General features: G+C 73.9%; 11 protein-coding genes. 3 read left to right on the forward strand and 8 right to left on the reverse strand.

Annotation, left to right across the window (positions count from 1 at the left end):
• Positions 1–58 precede the first annotated feature (58 nt).
• Together Q0994_RS24740 and yicI are read left to right on the forward strand one after the other, a co-directional pair.
• On the forward strand, positions 59–2,947 hold the full coding sequence (locus tag Q0994_RS24740; protein ID WP_299538411.1) for a glycoside hydrolase family 3 C-terminal domain-containing protein: 2,889 nt from the start codon (positions 59–61) through the stop codon (positions 2,945–2,947).
• A gap of 91 nt (positions 2,948–3,038) precedes the next feature.
• Complete coding sequence (gene yicI, locus Q0994_RS24745) at positions 3,039–5,336, forward strand: alpha-xylosidase (RefSeq protein ID WP_299538412.1); 2,298 nt, start codon at positions 3,039–3,041, stop codon at positions 5,334–5,336.
• A gap of 102 nt (positions 5,337–5,438) precedes the next feature.
• On the opposite strand, the gene Q0994_RS24750 is transcribed toward yicI, so the two are convergent.
• From Q0994_RS24750 to xylB, 8 genes are all read right to left on the reverse strand, one after another.
• The gene (locus Q0994_RS24750) at positions 5,439–6,827 is read right to left on the reverse strand and encodes a PP2C family protein-serine/threonine phosphatase (RefSeq protein ID WP_299538413.1); all 1,389 of its coding nucleotides are present in this window, start codon (positions 6,825–6,827) and stop codon (positions 5,439–5,441) included.
• Positions 6,824–7,633 (reverse strand): alpha/beta fold hydrolase, encoded by an 810-nt coding sequence (locus Q0994_RS24755; protein WP_299538414.1) that lies wholly within the window; start codon positions 7,631–7,633, stop codon positions 6,824–6,826. The genes Q0994_RS24750 and Q0994_RS24755 overlap by 4 nt, the downstream gene beginning before the upstream one ends.
• A gap of 111 nt (positions 7,634–7,744) precedes the next feature.
• Entirely contained in the window at positions 7,745–9,157 is a 1,413-nt protein-coding gene (locus tag Q0994_RS24760) for a cytochrome P450 (protein WP_299538415.1), read from the reverse strand.
• Positions 9,158–9,322: 165 nt separating this feature from the next.
• Complete coding sequence (locus Q0994_RS24765) at positions 9,323–10,642, reverse strand: MFS transporter (RefSeq protein ID WP_299538416.1); 1,320 nt, start codon at positions 10,640–10,642, stop codon at positions 9,323–9,325.
• 318 nt (positions 10,643–10,960) lie between these two features.
• Positions 10,961–12,544 carry a TrkA C-terminal domain-containing protein gene (locus Q0994_RS24770; RefSeq protein ID WP_299538418.1) on the reverse strand — a complete coding sequence of 528 codons (1,584 nt, stop codon included), beginning with the start codon at positions 12,542–12,544 and terminating at the stop codon, positions 10,961–10,963.
• 242 nt (positions 12,545–12,786) lie between these two features.
• Positions 12,787–13,686, reverse strand: coding sequence for a hypothetical protein (locus Q0994_RS24775; protein ID WP_299538419.1), 900 nt, complete (start codon positions 13,684–13,686; stop codon positions 12,787–12,789).
• On the reverse strand, positions 13,686–14,960 hold the full coding sequence (locus tag Q0994_RS24780) for a VWA domain-containing protein (RefSeq protein ID WP_299538420.1): 1,275 nt from the start codon (positions 14,958–14,960) through the stop codon (positions 13,686–13,688). The genes Q0994_RS24775 and Q0994_RS24780 overlap by 1 nt, the downstream gene beginning before the upstream one ends.
• Positions 14,961–15,038: 78 nt before the next feature.
• Positions 15,039–16,535, reverse strand: a complete 1,497-nt coding sequence (xylB, locus tag Q0994_RS24785; protein ID WP_299538421.1) for a xylulokinase — start codon at positions 16,533–16,535, stop codon at positions 15,039–15,041.
• A 278-nt stretch (positions 16,536–16,813) separates the two neighbouring features.
• Here xylB and Q0994_RS24790 point away from each other — a divergent pair.
• The coding region (locus tag Q0994_RS24790) for a TIM barrel protein (RefSeq protein WP_299538422.1) at positions 16,814–17,298 on the forward strand (485 nt) is incomplete at its 3' end.

A 17,298-nucleotide genomic window follows, 5' to 3' on the forward strand; every position in this document is an offset into this window, starting at 1 on the left:
GGAGCATCGAAGCGCTTCGAAGATCCGAACTTGTCCCACTGCCCTAGGGGAACCGCACGTGACGGACCATCCGCTGCCCTTCCGCGACCCGAACCTGTCCTTCGAGCGGCGCGTCGACGACCTCCTGCGACGGCTCACGCCGGACGAACGGATCGCGATGCTGCACCAGTTCGCCCCGGCCGTGGAGAGACTCGGCCTGGCCGCGTTCCGCACCGGCCAGGAGGCCCTGCACGGCGTCGCCTGGATGGGCGGCGCCACCGTCTTCCCGCAGGCGGTCGGACTCGGCGCGACGTGGAACGACGAACTGGTCCGCCGGATCGGCGAGGCCGTCGGCGACGAGGTCCGCGCCAAGCGGGCACTCGACGACCGGGTCGGCCTCAACGTGTGGTCCCCGACGGTCAACCTGCTGCGCCACCCGCTGTGGGGCCGCAACGAGGAGGGGTACGCGGAGGACCCCGCGCTGACCTCCGCCATCGCCGTCGCCTACACCCGCGGCCTGCGCGGCGACGACCCGCGCTACTGGCGCACCGCCCCCGTCCTCAAGCACTGGCTCGCCCACAACAACGAGACCGACCGCGACACCGCCTCCTCCTCGGTCCGGCCCCGCGTCCTGCACGAGTACGACCTCAGGGCGTTCCGCTCCGCGGTCCGCGCCGGGGCCGTCGCCGGGGTGATGCCCGCCTACAACCTCGTCAACGGCCGCCCCAACCACGTGTCGCCGCTGCTGGAAAGGGAGTTGAGGAGCTGGACCGACCAGCCGCTGGTGGTCTGCTCGGACGCCGGAGCCCCGAGCAACCTGGTCGACTCCGAGCACTACTTCGACACCTACGAGGAGGCCACCGCTGCCGCGCTCAAGGCCGGCGTGGACAGCTTCACCGACCACGGCACCGACTCCTCGGTCATGACCGGGCGCGTCCGCGACGCCCTCGCCAAGGGGCTCCTCGACCCCGAGGACGTGGACACCGCGGTGCGTCGGCTGCTCTCCATGCGGTTCGCGCTGGGGGAGTTCGACCCCGCACTCGACCCGTACGCCGGGCCCGCCCCGTTCGACACCGAGGAGCACCGGGCCCTCGCCCTGGAGGCCGCCGAACAGGCCGTGGTGCTGCTGAAGAACGACGGTCTGCTGCCGCTGGCCCCGGAACCCGGCCGGAAGATCGCCGTGGTCGGACTGCTCGCCGACGCCTGCAAACTCGACTGGTACAGCGGCACACTGCTGCACCGCTCCACCCCGCTCGACGGACTGCGCGCCCGCTTCGGGGCGGACCAGGTGGTCTTCGCCGAGGGAGCCGACCGCGTCCTGCTGACCTGCGAGGGCGGCGCCCTCCGGGTGCCGGAGGCCCCCGCCGCCCCGGACGCGGCGACCGCGACCGCCGCGGACGGCGCGCTCGACCCGGCCCTGCTCACCGGCCGCACCGACCTCCCGCCGCTCGACGTCGCGCCCGTGGGCACCGAGTTCGCCCTGGTCGACTGGGGCGAGGGCGTGCTCACCCTCCGTACGGCACAGGGGCGTTACCTCTCCGTCGCGGACGACGGACACGTCAGGGCGTCGGCGGACGAACCCGGTGGCTGGGTCGTCCAGGAGACGTTCCGGCTGGAGTCGGTGGAGGGACACGACGGCGGCTACCGCCTTCTGCACATCGGTACGGGTGGGTACGTCTGTGTCGCCGCCGACGGCGCGAAGGTTGCCGAGGAGGGCGAAAAACTTGCCCGGGACCGTGCGACCGTCTTCGGAGTCGACACCGTGGAGCGCGGCGAGGACGCCGTCGCCCGCGCCGCCGCCGTCGCCCACACCGTCGTCGTGGTGGCCGGGAACGACCCGCACATCAACGGCCGGGAGACCGAGGACCGCACCACCCTCGCCCTCCCGCCGCACCAGGACCGCCTCTGGCGCGCCGCCCACGCCGCGAACCCGCGCACCGTCCTGGCGCTCACCTCCGCCTACCCCTACGCGGTGCCCGAGGCGGACGAGGCGCTCCCCGCGCTGCTGTGGACCGCCCACGGCGGCCAGGCCGCCGGCGCCGCGCTGGCCCGGATCCTGGCCGGCGACGTCTCACCCGGCGGCCGCCTCCCGCAGACCTGGTACGGCTCCGACGCCGATCTGCCGGACCTGCTGGACTACGACGTGATCGGCTCCCGGCAGACCTACCAGTACTTCCCCGGCCAGGCCCTCTACCCGTTCGGGCACGGCCTGTCGTACGGCGCCTTCGTCCACTCCGGCCTGACCGTCGCACGCGACGGCGACACCGTGCGCGCCGCGCTGACCGTCACCGCCACCGGGGACACCACCGCCGACGAGGTCGCCCAGCTCTACGTACGGCGCACCGGCCCCGGCGCCGAGCGGCTCCCGCTGCGCAAGCTCGTCGCGCACCGCAGGGTACGGCTCGCCCCCGGGGAGGAGCGGCGGCTCGACTTCGCGGTGCCCTTCGAGGAGCTGGGCCACTGGGACGTGGCGCACGGCCGCTGGACCGTCGAACCCGGCACGTACGAGTTCCTGGCCGGCGCCTCCAGCGCGGACGTCCGGCTCACCGCGACCCTCACCGTCGACGGCGAGCCCGCCGGACCGCGCCCCGTGCGGGAACGCGGCCTGGAGGCCGCCGACTACGACGAGCAGCACGGCACCGCCCTCGTCGACCGCGCGAAGACCGACGGCGACGCGGTCGCCGCCGCCGGACCGGAGGGCGGCCGGCTGCTCTTCGAGCGCTGCGCCTTCGGCACCGGTACCCGCACCGTCACCGCGACCGTCTCCGGCGAGGGCACGCTCGCACTGACCGCCGGGGGAGCGACCGCGGTGCTGACCGTGGCCGACGCCGGGGGCCCGTACGCGTACACCACCGTGACCGGGGAGTTCGCCGCGGAGGGCGAGCGGGACCTCGCGGTCCAGCTCACCGGCTCGGTGCGCCTGGCGCGGCTCGCCTTCGACGGCGGCCCGGCCGGAGCCGGCCGATGACCCCGCCGCGCGGCCTGTCCGCGACCCGCCGCACCCCCTCCGGCCGGGCCGGGTCCCGCCCCGGCCGTGCCGCCCTCTGCGAGGAGTCCCGATGAAGTTCACCGACGGCTTCTGGCTGATGCGCGAAGGGGTCCACGCCTCCTACGCCACCGAGGTCCGCGACCTGAGCGTGGAGGCCGACCGGTTCACCGCGTACGCCTCGGTCAAACGCGTCGCCGACCGGGGCGACACCCTCAACACGCCGCTGATCACCGTCGAGTGCTTCTCCCCGGCGGAAGGCGTCATCGGCGTCCGCGCCACCCACCACGCCGGGAAGGTGCGGCGCGGACCGGACTTCGCGCTCGCCCCGGCCGCGGCGGGCGCGCGCACCCGCAGGGACGGCTCGGTCACCGAACTCACCAGCGGACCACTGACGTTGCGGATGGACGGCGACGGGCCGTGGGGGATCACCTTCCACGACGCGGACGGCGAGCGGATCACCGGCGTCGACCGCAAGGGCACCGCCTTCGCCACCGCCCCCGACGGCACGCACCACATGATCGCCCAACTCGCGCTGGCCGTAGGCGAGAACGTCTACGGACTCGGCGAACGCTTCACCCCGTTCGTCAGGAACGGCCAGACCGTCGAGATCTGGCAGGCGGACGGCGGCACCAGCAGCGAGCAGGCCTACAAGAACGTCCCGTTCTACCTCTCCTCGCGCGGCTACGGCGTCTTCGTCAACCACCCCGGCAAGGTCTCCTTCGAGATCGGCTCCGAATCGGTCGGCCAGGTCCAGTTCAGCGTCGAGGACCAGACGATGGAGTACTACGTCGTCGCCGGACCCACCCCCAAGGAGGTGCTGGCCCGCTACACCGCGCTCACCGGCCGCCCCGCGCTGCCCCCGGCCTGGTCGTTCGGCCTCTGGCTCACCACGTCCTTCTGCACCTCCTACGACGAGGACACCGTCACCTCGTTCGTGGAGGGCATGGCCGAGCGGGACATCCCGCTCTCCGTCTTCCACTTCGACTGCTTCTGGATGCGCGAGTACCAGTGGTCGGACTTCGCCTGGGACCCCGAGGTCTTCCCCGACCCGGCCGGCATGCTCGCCCGGCTCAAGGAGCGGGGCCTGCGGATCAGCATGTGGATCAACCCGTACATCGCCCAGAAGTCCCCGCTCTTCGCGGAGGGCGCCGCACGCGGATTCCTGGTGCGGCGGCCCGGCGGGGACGTCTGGCAGTGGGACCTCTGGCAGCCCGGGATGGCCCTGGTCGACTTCACCGACCCGGACGCCCGCGCCTGGTACGCCGACAAGCTGCGGGTCCTGCTCGACCAGGGCGTCGACTGCTTCAAGACCGACTTCGGCGAGCGCATCCCCACCGACGTCGTCTGGCACGACGGCTCCGACCCCGAGCGGATGCACAACTACTACGCCCAGCTCTACAACCGGACCGTCTTCGAACTGCTGGAGAAGGAGCGCGGCGCCGGCGAGGCGGTCCTGTTCGCCCGCTCGGCGACCGCGGGCGGCCAGCAGTACCCGGTCCACTGGGGCGGCGACTGCTTCGCCTCCTTCGGCGCGATGGCGGAGTCGCTGCGCGGCGGCCTGTCGCTGTCGCTGTCCGGCTTCGGCTTCTGGAGCCACGACATCGGCGGCTTCGAGGGCACCCCCGACCCGGCGGTCTTCAAGCGCTGGCTCGCCTTCGGCCTGCTCTCCTCGCACAGCCGTCTGCACGGCAACGTCTCCTACCGGGTGCCGTGGGAGTTCGGCGACGAGGCGGTCGACGTGACCAGGAAGTTCACCCTCCTCAAGCACCGCCTGATGCCCTACCTCTACGGTGCGGCGGTCGAGGCCCACCGCACCGGCGTCCCGATGATGCGCCCCATGCTGCTGGAGTTCCCGAAGGACCCCGCGACCCGCACCCTGGACCGGCAGTACATGCTCGGCCCGGACCTGCTGGTCGCCCCCGTCTTCACCGAGGACGGGCGGGTCGAGTACTACGTCCCCGAGGGCGCCTGGACCCACCTGCTCACCGGCGAGACGGTCACCGGACCGGCCTGGCGCCACGAGACCCACGGCTTCGACAGCCTGCCGCTGCTCGTCCGGCCCGGCGCGGTGCTGCCCTGGGGCGAGGACGACCAGCGCCCCGACGGGGACTGGCTCGGCGGCCTCACCCTGCGCTGCTACCCCGGAGGCCCGGCGGACGGCGCGGCCGTCACGGTCACCGTCCCCGGCCCCACCGGCACACCAGCCGCCTCCTACCGCGTCCTGCGCGACGCCGACGGGCTGCGGGTGGAGGCGGAGGGAACCGACCGCCCCTACCGGGTGTGCGACGAGCGGTCCGGCGCGTCCGCCGAAGGGACGGGCGCACTGACCGTGCCGGTCCGGGAGGCGGAGGTCCCGCCCTCTCCGTGAGAGACAGGGGAAGGGACCGGCCGCGGCACGGCCCCTTCCCCTTCGACGGGAGCGGTGGCGGGCCGTGGGCCGGCGTGCCCGCCGCCGCATCCGCGGCGCCGCTCAGTCGCGGCCGGCACCCGTTCCCGCCCCGTCCGCCCCGCCCCCCGACCGCCGTGCCGGGACGCCGAGGGCGAGCAGCGCGGTGTCGTCGTCCACGCCCGCGCCCAGCTCCGCCAGGAGTCTCTGCAACGCGGTGATCGCCGCCCGCGCGCCCGCCGGGGCGAGGGCGGCGGTGAGGGCCAGCAGCGCCTCGTCGCCGTAGCGGTCGCTGCCCGACGCGTCCCGGGTCTCCGTACGGGCCTCGGTGAGCCCGTCGGTGTAGAGCAGCACGGTGTCCCCCGGCCGCAGGCGGACCGTGGTGGTGGCGATCTCGGCCTCCGGGAACGCCCCGATGAGCTGGCCGCCCGGGGTCGGCAGCCGGCGCGCGGTCCCGTCGGCGCTCAGCAGGATCGCCGGAGGATGCCCGCCGGACGCCAGCGTCAGCCGTACGTCGCCGCCGTCGCCTTCGGGGGCCACCACCCCGAACAGCACCGTGCAGAAACGCGGCTCGGTGTCGTGGTACTCCCTGGTCAGGACCGTGTTCAGGTTGGTGAGCACGGCGGCCGGGTCACCGTCGTAGACCGCCGCGGCGCGCAGGGTGTAGCGCACCAGCGAGGTCACGGCGGCGGCCTCCGCGCCCTTGCCGCGCACGTCCCCGAGGAACAGCCCCCACGCCCCGCCGGCCAGCGGGAACAGGTCGTAGAAGTCACCGCCCACCTCGTCGACGGAGGCGATGTGGTAGTGGGCGGCCACTTCCAGGCACTCGGGGGCGCTCAGCACCGGTGGCAGCAGGGTGCGCTGCAGGGTCGTCGTCAGCCGCTGGAGCCGTGCCCGCTCGCGTTCGGTGGCGAGGAACGCCGCCTCGGTCTCCCGGCGGGCCCGCTCGGCCTCCCCGTGGGCCCGCTCCGCCTCCAGGCGGGCGTCCTCCGCCTCCTGCCGCGCGCGCAGCAGCTCCGTCTCGTAGGCCCGTCGGTCGTGCGCGTCGAAGAGCGTCGTTCGGATCAGCAGCGGCCGGCCCTCGCCGTCCGACTTGACCGTGGAGGTGACGAGCACCGGCAGCCGGGTGCCGTCCGCCGCCTTCAGCTCCAGCGCGATGCCGCCGATCTCGCCCTGCATGCCGAGCAGCGGCGCGAAATGCGTCTCGTAGTACAGGCGCCCACCGACCGTGAGCAGGTCGGCGAAGGTACTGCGGCCCACCAGCTCCTCCCGGTCGCGGCCCAGCCACCCCAGCAGGGTGTTGTTGACCTTGGCGATCCGGCCGTCCAGGAAGGTGGACAGGTAGCCGCACGGCGCGTTCTCGTACAGGTCCTCGGCGCTGTCCGCCAGAAGGGCCGACAGCCGGTCCGGGGCCTTGGCGGCCCCGGGGTCGGCACCGGGCCGCTCCTCGTCCCCGTCCCCCGCGGCCGTCACGAGCGGGCCCGGACGAACGCGGCGATCGTCGCGGCGGTGGGGCCGGGGGAGCTGAGCTGCGGACAGTGGCCCGTGGAGTCGAGGACCACCAGCTCGCTGCCGGGGATCGCCGCGTGCACGTACGCGCCGACCTCCGGCGGGGCGATCGCGTCCACCGCGGACTGCACCACGAGGGTGGGCACCCCGACCTGCGCCAGGTCCGCGCGGTTGTCCGAGCGGAACGTGGTGCGGGCGAAGACACGGGCGATGGCGGGGTCGGTGCGGCAGAAGCTGTTCGTCAGCTCCTCGCCCAGCTCGGGGCGGTCCGGAGTGCCCATGATGACCGGCGCCATCGCCCCGGACCAGCCGAGATAGTTCGCGTCCAGGGAGTCCAGCAGTTCGTCGATGTCCTCGGAGCTGAAGCCGCCCCGGTAGCCGGTCGCGGGCTCGTCGACGTACCGGGGCGAGGGCGTCAGCAGGATCAGCCCGGCGAACAGGCCGGGCTCCCGCACGGCGGCCAGCACCCCGGCCATCGAGCTCACCGAGTGCCCCACGAAGAACACCGGACCGAGGTCCAGCTCCCGGCAGATCCGACCCACGTCGTCCGCGTAACCGTCCAGCGTGGAGTACCGCTCCTCGCTCCACGCGGACACGTCCGAACGCCCGGAGCCCACATGGTCGAACAGGACGACCTTGAACTCCTCCGCGAGGACCGGGGCGACCAGCCGCCACAGATGCTGGTCACAGCCGAAGCCGTGGGCGAGCACCACCACGGGACCGTCGTCCTGACCGGTCACCACCACATGGTTCCTGCTCACCACGCCCATAGCCGCCAGTTTCGCACCACCGGCCCCACCCTCTCCACAGGACGGGCGGAAACCAAGATCGACGACGGCGGCCGGGGCGCGGCTCCCCGGCTGCGCGCCCGGCCGCCGGCGTCAGACGGTGGCCCGCGCCCGTACGGTCGCCATCACGTCGCGGTCCGGCTGGAGGGTCAGCGACGGCACCGGCAGGATCTCGCCCGGCTCGATCTCCAGGTCGAAGCGGCGCGCCAGCACCGCCAGGATCAGCACCGCCTCCACCATCGCGAACCGGGTGCCGAGGCACCCCCGCGGACCGCCGCCGAACGGGAACCAGGCGTACTCCGCGATCGTGTCCCCGTTCTCCGCGTCCCACCGCTCGGGCCGGAACTCCTCCGGCTCCGGGAACCACCGGGCGTCCCGCTGGGTCGCCCACTGGCTCGACCACACCCGGGTGCCCTCCGGCACCGGCCGCCCCCCGAGCGTCGCCCCCTCCTTGGCGACACCGGTGACCAGCCAGATCGTCGGATAGAGCCGCAGCGTCTCCTTCACCACCGCCTGGGTGTACGGCAGCCGCGCGTAGTCGTCGAAGCCCGGTTCCCGGTCGCCCAGCACCGCGTCCAGCTCCGCCGTCAGCGCCGCCCGGGCCTCCGGCGTGCGCGACAGCAGGTACCACGCCCACACCAGCGTGGAGCTGGTCGTCTCGTGCCCGCCGATGTAGAGGGTGACCGTCTCGTCCCGGATCTCCTGGTCGCTGAGCCGCTCGCCCTTCTCGTCGACGGCGGTGAGCAGTCGGCTGAGCAGGTCCGGCCGGTCCTCGCCGCCGTCCCGGTGACGCGCCACGACCCGGCCCACCTCGGCGTCGATCACGGCGGCGGCCTTCTTGATCCTGGCCCGGCCCGGCGTCGGCACCCAGTCGGGCAGCACCGCGCCGAGTCCGCTGAACTCCTTGCCGATCTCCTGCTGGGCCACGTCCATCGCCCGGCCCATCGACGCGGCGTCGGCCGGGGTGTCCACACCGAAGATCGTGCGGACCGCGATGTTCTGCGTCAGCGCGGACATCTCCCGCTTGATGTCGACGCGCCGGCCGTCCTGCCACGCGTCGGCGACCTCCACCGCGCACGCCGCCATCGTCGCCGCGTACGACTTCACCTGCTTCGGGCGCACCGACGGCTGTACCAGCGACCGCTTCCGCCGCCAGTCGTGCCCGCGCGCCACGACGACCCCCTCGCCCATCACGGTACGGAAGGCGATGCCCAGCCTCGGCTGGTCGTAGGTGCGTTCGGTCTCGGCGAGCAACTCGCCTATGCAGGAGGGGTCGGAGACGAACAGGCAGCGGTTGCGCCCGAACTTCCAGCGCACCACGTCCCCGTGGGAGCGCAGCCGCTCGAAGAAGGCCAGCGGGTCCTTGCCGAACTGCGGCAGGGACCCGAGGAACGGCAGCCCGCGGGGCCCCTGCACGGGCTCCGGCCCGAGCTTCGCGCCGCCTCCGGCGGAGCCGCTCCCCGCGCCGCCCCCGACGCCGTGTTCCGTGCCGTTCTCGGTGGACATGTACACCGCTCCGCTCTCTGTCGTCGCACCGCACGACCGGTACGCCCCGAATCACCCCGCACGCCCCCGAGTTCAGCCCATCGGCCTTACGGAATACGTGAGTTGCCGAGAGTAGCCGCTCCGGGATCATGTTTCGAACGGGGGTGCGGGCGGCACTCCGACGCGTCAGGCGGCGCGCGCCTCCGCCGGATCCGGCGAGTCCGGCGCGAGCCCGGTGCGGTCCCGGCGCAGCGGCCCGGACGACAGACCCAGCAGGCCGACGCCGACGAGCGCGACCGCGCAGCCGACGGTCACCCCGGTCGGCCCGCCGGTGTCCGCCAGCGCGCCGAGCAGGTTGTTCATGACCAGCAGCGCGAGGCTCTGTACGAGTACGAGCACGGCCTGCACGCGCGACAGGTGGCTCTGCGGGGTCGCCGTGAGCAGGAGCGGGGCGATGTGCGCGGCGAACATCCCGTTCCCCACGCCGACGACCACGGCGGCGGCCGTCGCGGCCGCCGTGCCGGGCGCGAGGGCGAGGCCGAGGACCCCCAGTCCGGACAGCGCCAGCGCGGCCGCCGACAGGAGTCCCGGCCGGCCCATCGGCCCGCGCTTCACGACGAAGGCGGTCACGGCCACCATGCCCGCGCCCTGCGCGCCGATCAGCAGTCCGGCCGCTCCCGCGCCCCACTGTTCCTGGCGGGCGAGGAGCGGGAGGAGCAGCGGAGTGACGGGCAGCAGGAGACCGGCCGCCGCGCCGGTGAGGCAGAGCCCCGGACGCAGCACGGGGTGCCGGAACGCGATGCGCACACCGTCCACGGCCTCTTTGGCGAGCCCGGATCGCCCCGGCGGCGGCACCTGGCGTCGGGGCCGTACCACCAGCAGCACCGCCAGCGTGAGGGCGAAGGTGAGGGCGTTGACCAGGGCGGCGCCGGCCAGGCCCGCAAGGCCGACCAGCACACCGCCGAGCGGTCCGCCGCCCATGTTGACGACCTGTCCGCCCATCTGACGGAGCGACAGGGCCCGTGGCAGATGCTCGTCATCGACCAGGCGTCGGGGCATGGACCCGGAGGCGGGCAGGTAGAACGCGTCGACGACGCCCACCGCGACGCCCGCCGTGATGAGCAGCAGGGGCGGAGCCCCCAGGTGGTAGGCGGCCGCGGCCAGTGCGAGCGAGAAGACCAGCATGGTCGCGTCGCCCCACACGAGCACCCGGCGCGCGCTGAACCGGTCGGCGACCGCGCCGCCGACGAGCAGCAGCAGGACGCGGGGGAGCGTGATGGCGCTCAGCGTCAGACCGGCCACCGTACCGCCGTGCTCACTGGCGGCCCAGCCGAGGGCGAAGTAGAAGACCGCGTTGCCCGCCAGGGACACCAGGATCCCGGACAGCCACAGCAGATACGACCGGGGCAGCCCGCCCCCGCTCCGTGTTCCGGCGGCCGGTGGGTCCGGCGCGGTGGCGGCGTTCGTGGTGCTGGAATCCGAGAGGTGCGCGTCGGACGCCGACACGGAACACCCCTCCTGTCGGTCGGTTCGGCCGTGGTCGTCGGTCACGGCACGCAGACTGTCACGCGGCACTGACAGTCGGCCCTTGTCACGCGGCACTGGCAGCCGGGCCGCCGCGGCCCCGGTGTCCGACCCCTTCGGCTCCGGCACCGGCCCCTCGCGCCGGGGGCGGGGCCCGGTGTCCCGCGCGCCGACGCCGCCGAAGACGGGTCGCCCGGCCCGCGGGACGAGGGCCGGGCGGAGGAGCGGCGGAGGAGTGTCACCGTCCGCGGGGACGGAGCCGGCGGGGGCCGGTGGCCGGGGGACCGGTGTCGGGTGGGGTCACAACCCCACGATGAGCTGGATGCACACGATCTTGACCAGGATGCTCAGCGCGAAGAGCGTCGAGTAGCCGTTGTTGACGCGGCTGTCCGAGACGCGGCTGTTGGCGTACGCGGTGATGGCGGGGTTGCCGACGTAACCCGCGAGCAGACCCATGGTGCGTTCGCGGCTCTGGCCGAGCAGCTTGCAGACAAGGACCATGAGCGTGTAGCTGACGACGGCGCCGATCACCAGGACCGCGACCAGCTTCAGCCCGAACAGGGAGAAGGCGTGCTCCCGGAACGAGTACCCGGCCGAGAGCCCCACCGCCGCGAGGAAGAGCAGTAGCCCGAGCTGGCGGAGCGTGAGGTTGGCGCGGGTCGGCAGCGTCCAGACCAGGGGGCCGGTGCGGCGGCGCCAGCCGAGGATCATGCCCATCACCAGGGGGCCGGCGCCGGTGCCGAGGGCGAGCGTGGTGGACCCGAGGGTGAGCGACGGGATGCCGATGAGGAAGCCGAGGGCGAGCCCGAGCCCGAGGCTGACCGCGCTCACCTCGCTGACCTTGGCCTCGGTGTCACCGAGGTACTGGGTGACCTCGACGGTCTCCTCGCGCGGCATGACCACCCGCACCCGGTCGTCGAGCTGCAGCACGAGGTCGTCGTGGGCCAGCATGTCGAGGTCGCCGCGGCGCACCCGGCTGACCAGCGCCCCGAACCGCTGGTCGAGACCGAGTTCGGCGACGCTGCGGCCCGCGAGGTCGGGGTTGGTGAGCAGGATCCGCCGGTAGTCGACGACGGACCGGTCGTCCAGCAGGTGTACGGGCGCGAGGGAGCCGAGCGCCTCGATCGCGTCGGCGACGTCCGAGTCGCCGCCGACCACGACGACCTGGTCGCCGGCGCGCAGACGGTCGACGCCGTGGGCCACCTCGGTCGGCCGGCCGCCCGCCGGCCGCAGCGCGCTCGCCAGCAGCCGTCCTTCGGCGACGCCCGGCACGTCCGCCCACAGAACGTCCCGCGTCACCTGGACCGTGCGGGTGACGAGCGTGGACGGCAGACCGGAGCCGGGGTCGCGGCGGGCGGTCCAGTGGCGGCGGGCCGCGATGGCGGCGACGAACATGATGGTGATGACGACGGCGAGGGGATAACCGATGGCGTACCCGACGGCCGGCTGGTTCGGGTCGTCGGACGCCGCCTGGGCCGCGGCGAGGCCCGGCGTGGTGGTGCCGATGCCGGCGTAGCCGCCCGCGAGGTACGGGCCGCTGATCCCGAACCCGCCCTTGCCCACCACGCCGACCACCACCGCGGTGATCACCAGCGCCACGATCGCGCCGATCATCACGGGCAGCTGGCCGCGGAGTTCACGGAAGAAGGCGGGCCCGGACTCCAGTCCCACGGTGTACACGTACAGGGCGAGGCCGAGGGCCGAGATGCCGGCGGGCACGGCGGCCGCGATGTCCTTGTCGAGCGCGCCCACGAGGAGCCCTACGAAGAGGACACCGGCCGCGCCGAGCCGGACCGGGCCGAACCGGACCATGCCGAACAGGGCGCCGACCGTGATGACGGAGAACACCGTGACCCAAGGATTGTCGGCGAAGAATTGCCACACCGGCGCTGCCTCCTCCGGAGAGTCGAGCGGACTGGCTTGCAGGCGCTCAGCTTCGGCCAGGTGGCCGAGACCCGCCAGTCGGCCGGACGCCGCCCGGGGGAGGCGGCACCGGCGTCCCCATCCCCCGGAACGCCGGACGCCGCCGCCTCGTGGCAGAGGCGGCGGCGTCCTGGTGAAGAGGTACGGGCTGCGGGGTGCGGGCCGGGGCCGGCGGGCGTCGCCGGGAGCCCGCCCCCGCGGGGTCAGATCCCCGGACCCGCTCCCGGCCCCGGCCGGCGGCCGGAGCCGCGGGTCAGGGAGTAGCCGAAGACGCCGGCCAGCGCGGCCAGGACGCCGCCGGCCGCGGTCCACAGCCAGCGGTCGGTCCACCAGCCGGAGGACCAGCCGTCGTCCGGCTCCGCCCCGAGCGTGACCCGGGGCCGATCCGACCCGTCGTCCGGGGTTTCCCCTCCGTCGGAGGTCGTGGCCGAGGCGCCGCCGTCCACCGGGGCCGGCCCGCTCACCGCGGACACGCCCGGCACCAGCGGTTCGGCGAGCATGCCGTCCACGTCGTACGCGCCGCCCGAGTCGGTGGAGGTGACCTCCAGCTCGGCCCCGACGGGCAGACCGAGATCGGTCTCCTTCAGGTCGAGCACGGTGAGGCGTACGTAGTAGCTTCCGGCCAGCGGGTCGTTCGCCCACGGCTCGGACCAGGCGCGCACGGTCCGCAGCACGCAGTCCAGCCGGACGGTGGCCGCGTCGGCCGCCGCCTTCACCGTCTGGTGGCCGTACATGCAGGCCTGGCGGCGGCGCAGACCGTCGTACACGTCGATCTGCCAGGTGGACCCGCCCTGCCGGGCGGTCTCCGTGGGCAGGGTGACCGTGGCGCGGACCGTGGGCCGCTGCCCGGCGTCGGCCGGGAAGACCCAGTAGAGGTAGTCGCCGGCCGATGCCTGGGCGGTGCCGCGCTGCTCCTGCTGGAGCGGGGTGGCGGTGCGGAAGGTGGTGCCCGCCTCGGTCGGCCCGGAGTCCTCCGACGGGGTCGCGGAGGACGACGGGTCGTCGGCGGACGCCGCGCCCGCCGGGACGAGCAGGGCGAAGCCGGTGACGAGAGCCGCGGTCAGAACACGGCCGAAGCGGACGCGCCTCAGGTGGTCGCGCATCAGTTGGTCCTCCAGACGGCGACGCGCCAGCGGGATATCCAGCCGAACAGGATGCCGAACAGCAGCCCGGTCAGGGCCAGCGCGCCGAGCAGCCACCAGCCGCGGCCGAGGCCGAAGGCGGCCACGTCGGACGCCTCGTCTGGCGCGTCGACCAGGTCCACGGTCAGCTCGACCGGCATGCCGGGGGTGGTCTTGACGTTCGCGGGGGCGGAGAAGGAGTGGGAGAGCTGGAGGCAGACGGTCTCGGCCGCCGCCTCCGTGCCTTCGTCGTCCTCGGCCTCCGCCTTCGGGTAGCGCAGGCCGGTCGAGATCGCGTCGGTCCGGCCGGTGCCGGACTCCGAGCCGCGGACGATCTCCCGCCCGTGCACGGTCACCGCCCGCAGCAGCACGCCGTAGTCGTTGTTGACGGCGCGGTCGGCCGCGACGCTCACCGAGGCGCGCAGCTCCTGGCCGGGCTTCACGTCGACGCGGTACCAGCGGTGCTGGCCGAAGGTCTCCCGGTCGGTGTAGAGGCCTGGCTTCAGCTCGGGGGCGGCGGAGCAGCTCCCGGCGCCCTCGGTCGCCACCGGGGTGACGACGGGCTCGGCGGCCCGGTCCACGAGCTGCTTCACGCGGTGGGTCAGCTCGTCCTTGTGCTGCACGGCGGTGTAGGTGCCGCCGGTCGCCTCGGCGATGCAGGTGAGCTGCTGGCGGATCTTGGCGTTGGGGACCAGCCCCAGGGTGTCGATGACCAGGTGCACACCGCGGGCCGCGATGTCGCGGGCCACCTCGCACGGGTCGAGCGGGCCGCAGGTGTCCTCGCCGTCGGTGATGAGGACGATCCTGCGGGTGCCGTCGCCGCCGTCGAGGTCGTCGGCCGCGCCCAGCAGGGCGGGGCCGATCGGGGTCCAGCCGGTGGGGGCCAGGGTGGCGACGGCGGTCTTCGCCTCGGTCCGGTCGAGCGGGCCGACCGGGTAGAGCTGCCGGGTGTCCTTGCAGCCGACCTTGCGGTCGTCGCCGGGATAGTCGGCGCCCAGGGTGCGGATGCCGAGCTGCACCCCCTCGGGAACGGCGTCGAGGGTGTCGTTGAACGCCTGCTTCGCCGCGCTCATCCGGGATTCCCCGTCGATGTCACGGGCCCGCATCGAGCCGCTGACGTCCAGGACGAGTTCGACCTTGGGCGAGGTGGCGGTGGAGGGTTCGTCGGCCGCGGCGGGGACGGCGGTGCCGAGCCCGGCGGCCAGGGTGGCCAGCGCCAGACACACCCCGGCCCTCAGCCGTTTTCTTATGATCATCGCCGGATCCTATTGAACAACGGTTCGCATCCCAAACCCGCTGCACGAGAACCCGGTTCGCCTCCCGGCGCGGGCGGATCAGCCGCCCAGCAAGGGGCCCGACGCCCGGTCCAGAACCGATCCGATCCGTTCCCAAGCGGCCATGTCACGTTCCACCGCCGTCAGTTGACGGGTGGCATGCCGGCGCTCCTCCTCGCGGTCGTTCCATCCGCCCGCGACCGCCACCGGGTCGCCGCCGCCCGCCGCGGAGGCGGCCAGCGCCGCCGCGCCGAGCGCGACCAGTTCGCCGTCGCCGGGCACGATCAGCGGCCGTCCGGACAGGCGCCGCACCGTCTCGGTCCAGACCGCCCCGCGTGCGCCGCCGCCGATCATCCGGATCGGGCGGGCGGCGACCTCCGGGTCGGCCGGGTCCAGGCCGCACGCCCGGAGCAGTTCGTCCAGGGCGCGCAGCACGGTGTACGCGGCTCCCTCGTAGGCGGCGCCGAGGATCTGCTGCGGGGTGGTGTCGTGGCGCAGTCCGGTCATCAGACCGGCCGCCAGCGGCAGGTCCGGGGTGCGTTCGCCGTCCAGGTACGGCAGCAGCACGGTCTCGCCGCCGGGGACGGCGTCGTCGCGGTGCAGCCCGAGCAGGGAGGCCACCTTGTCCACCGCGAGCGTGCAGTTCAGGGTGCAGGCCAGGGGGAGGTAGGTGCCGTCGGCGGCGGCGAAGCCGGAGAGCGCCGCGGTGGCGGGCCGGGTGCGCGAGGCGGCGAAGACCGTCCCGGAGGTGCCGAGGCTGAGCACCGGCTGGTCGAGCAGTCCGGCGCCGCCCAGGCCGAGCCCGACGGCGGCGCCCATGTTGTCGCCGGTGCCGGCCGCCACCGCGATGCCGGCCGGGAGGCCCAGCTCCTCGGCGGCGGACGCGGTCAGCGAGCCGATCCGGGTCCCGCCGGTCGGTGCGACCTCGGGGAGCAGCCCCGCGTCGAGCCCGATCAGGTCCAGCAGACCGGTGTCGTACGCGCCGGTGGCGGTGGAGTACCAGCACGTGCCGGAGGCGTCGCCCGGGTCGGTGGCGGCGACGCCGGAGAGGCGCTCGGTGAGGAAGTCGTGCGGGAGCCGGACGCCGGCCGCGGCTTCGGCGCTCGCCGGGTCGTTCTCCCGGAGCCACTGCCACTTGGTCGCCGTCATCGAGGCGACCGGGACCGTGCCGGTGCGCGCGGTCCACGCGTCCGGCCCGCCCAGCGCGGCGGTGAGGGCCGCGGCCTGCGGGGCGGAGCGGGTGTCGTTCCACAGCATCGCCGGCCGGACCGGGCGGCCCGCCCGGTCCAGGACCACCAGACCGTGCTGCTGGCCGGCGACCGCGATGCCGCTCACCGAAGCGGCGGTGACGCCCGACTCCTTCAGCCCGGAGGCCACCGCGTCGCGGAGCGCGCGCCACCAGGTCTCGGGGTCCGTCTCCCGGGCCCCGCCCTCGCCGGTGACCTCGTGCGGGGCGCGGCCGACGGCCAGCACCTCGCCCGTGGCGAGGTCGACGAAGGCCGCCTTGGTGGACTGGGTGGAACTGTCCACGCCGATGACGACGGTACGCGGCGGCATGGCTGCCTCTTCTCGTGATGCGGGTGCGGTGAGGGTGCGGGCGGGCCCGGCCCGAGGGCCGGAGCGGGGGGCGCCGGGGCGCCTCCCGTGACGCAATCCTATTTGGTCGCGCGTCGAACAAATTACGCCATCCCGACGGCCCGGAACAGAGGCGCGCGTCACGTCCGTGCGTCCGACGGGTTTCCTCCACCGCCGAGTGCGTGCATGATTAGTCATGACAGTGAACAAATTAGGGCCCGTGCGGAACCGGGCCCGACGCATGCGAAGGCGGTCGGACGATGACGGAACGCTTCACGCCCACTCCGGAAGACAAGTTCACCTTCGGTCTGTGGACCGTGGGCTGGCGCGGGAACGACCCCTTCGGTGAGCCGACCCGGCCCGCGCTGGACCCGGTGGAGTCGGTGGAGCGGCTGGCGGAGCTGGGTGCGTACGGGGTGACGTTCCACGACGACGACCTGATCCCGTTCGGGTCGTCGGAGGGTGAGCGGGCGCGGCACGTGGCGCGGTTCCGCGAGGCACTGGACCGGACGGGTCTGACGGTGCCGATGGCGACGACGAACCTGTTCACGCACCCGGTGTTCAAGGACGGCGGTTTCACCTCCAACGACCGTGAGGTGCGGCGGTTCGCGCTGCGGAAGGTGATCCGCAACATCGATCTGGCCGCCGAGCTCGGTGCGCGGACGTATGTCGCGTGGGGCGGGCGCGAGGGTGCGGAGTCGGGTGCGGCCAAGGACGTGCGGGTCGCGCTGGACCGGATGAAGGA

The organism is uncultured Streptomyces sp. (assembly GCF_947488945.1).
Classification (GTDB): domain Bacteria; phylum Actinomycetota; class Actinomycetes; order Streptomycetales; family Streptomycetaceae; genus Streptomyces.

Coding starts and splice junctions, on each gene's coding strand:
- yicI (WP_299538412.1), top strand. CDS start 3,039: ATGAAGTTCACCGACGGCTTCTGGCTGATGCGCGAAGGGGTCCACGCC.
- Q0994_RS24755 (WP_299538414.1), bottom strand. CDS start 7,633: ATGGGCGTGGTGAGCAGGAACCATGTGGTGGTGACCGGTCAGGACGAC.
- Q0994_RS24775 (WP_299538419.1), bottom strand. CDS start 13,686: ATGCGCGACCACCTGAGGCGCGTCCGCTTCGGCCGTGTTCTGACCGCG.
- Q0994_RS24760 (WP_299538415.1), bottom strand. CDS start 9,157: ATGTCCACCGAGAACGGCACGGAACACGGCGTCGGGGGCGGCGCGGGG.
- xylB (WP_299538421.1), bottom strand. CDS start 16,535: ATGCCGCCGCGTACCGTCGTCATCGGCGTGGACAGTTCCACCCAGTCC.
- Q0994_RS24780 (WP_299538420.1), bottom strand. CDS start 14,960: ATGATCATAAGAAAACGGCTGAGGGCCGGGGTGTGTCTGGCGCTGGCC.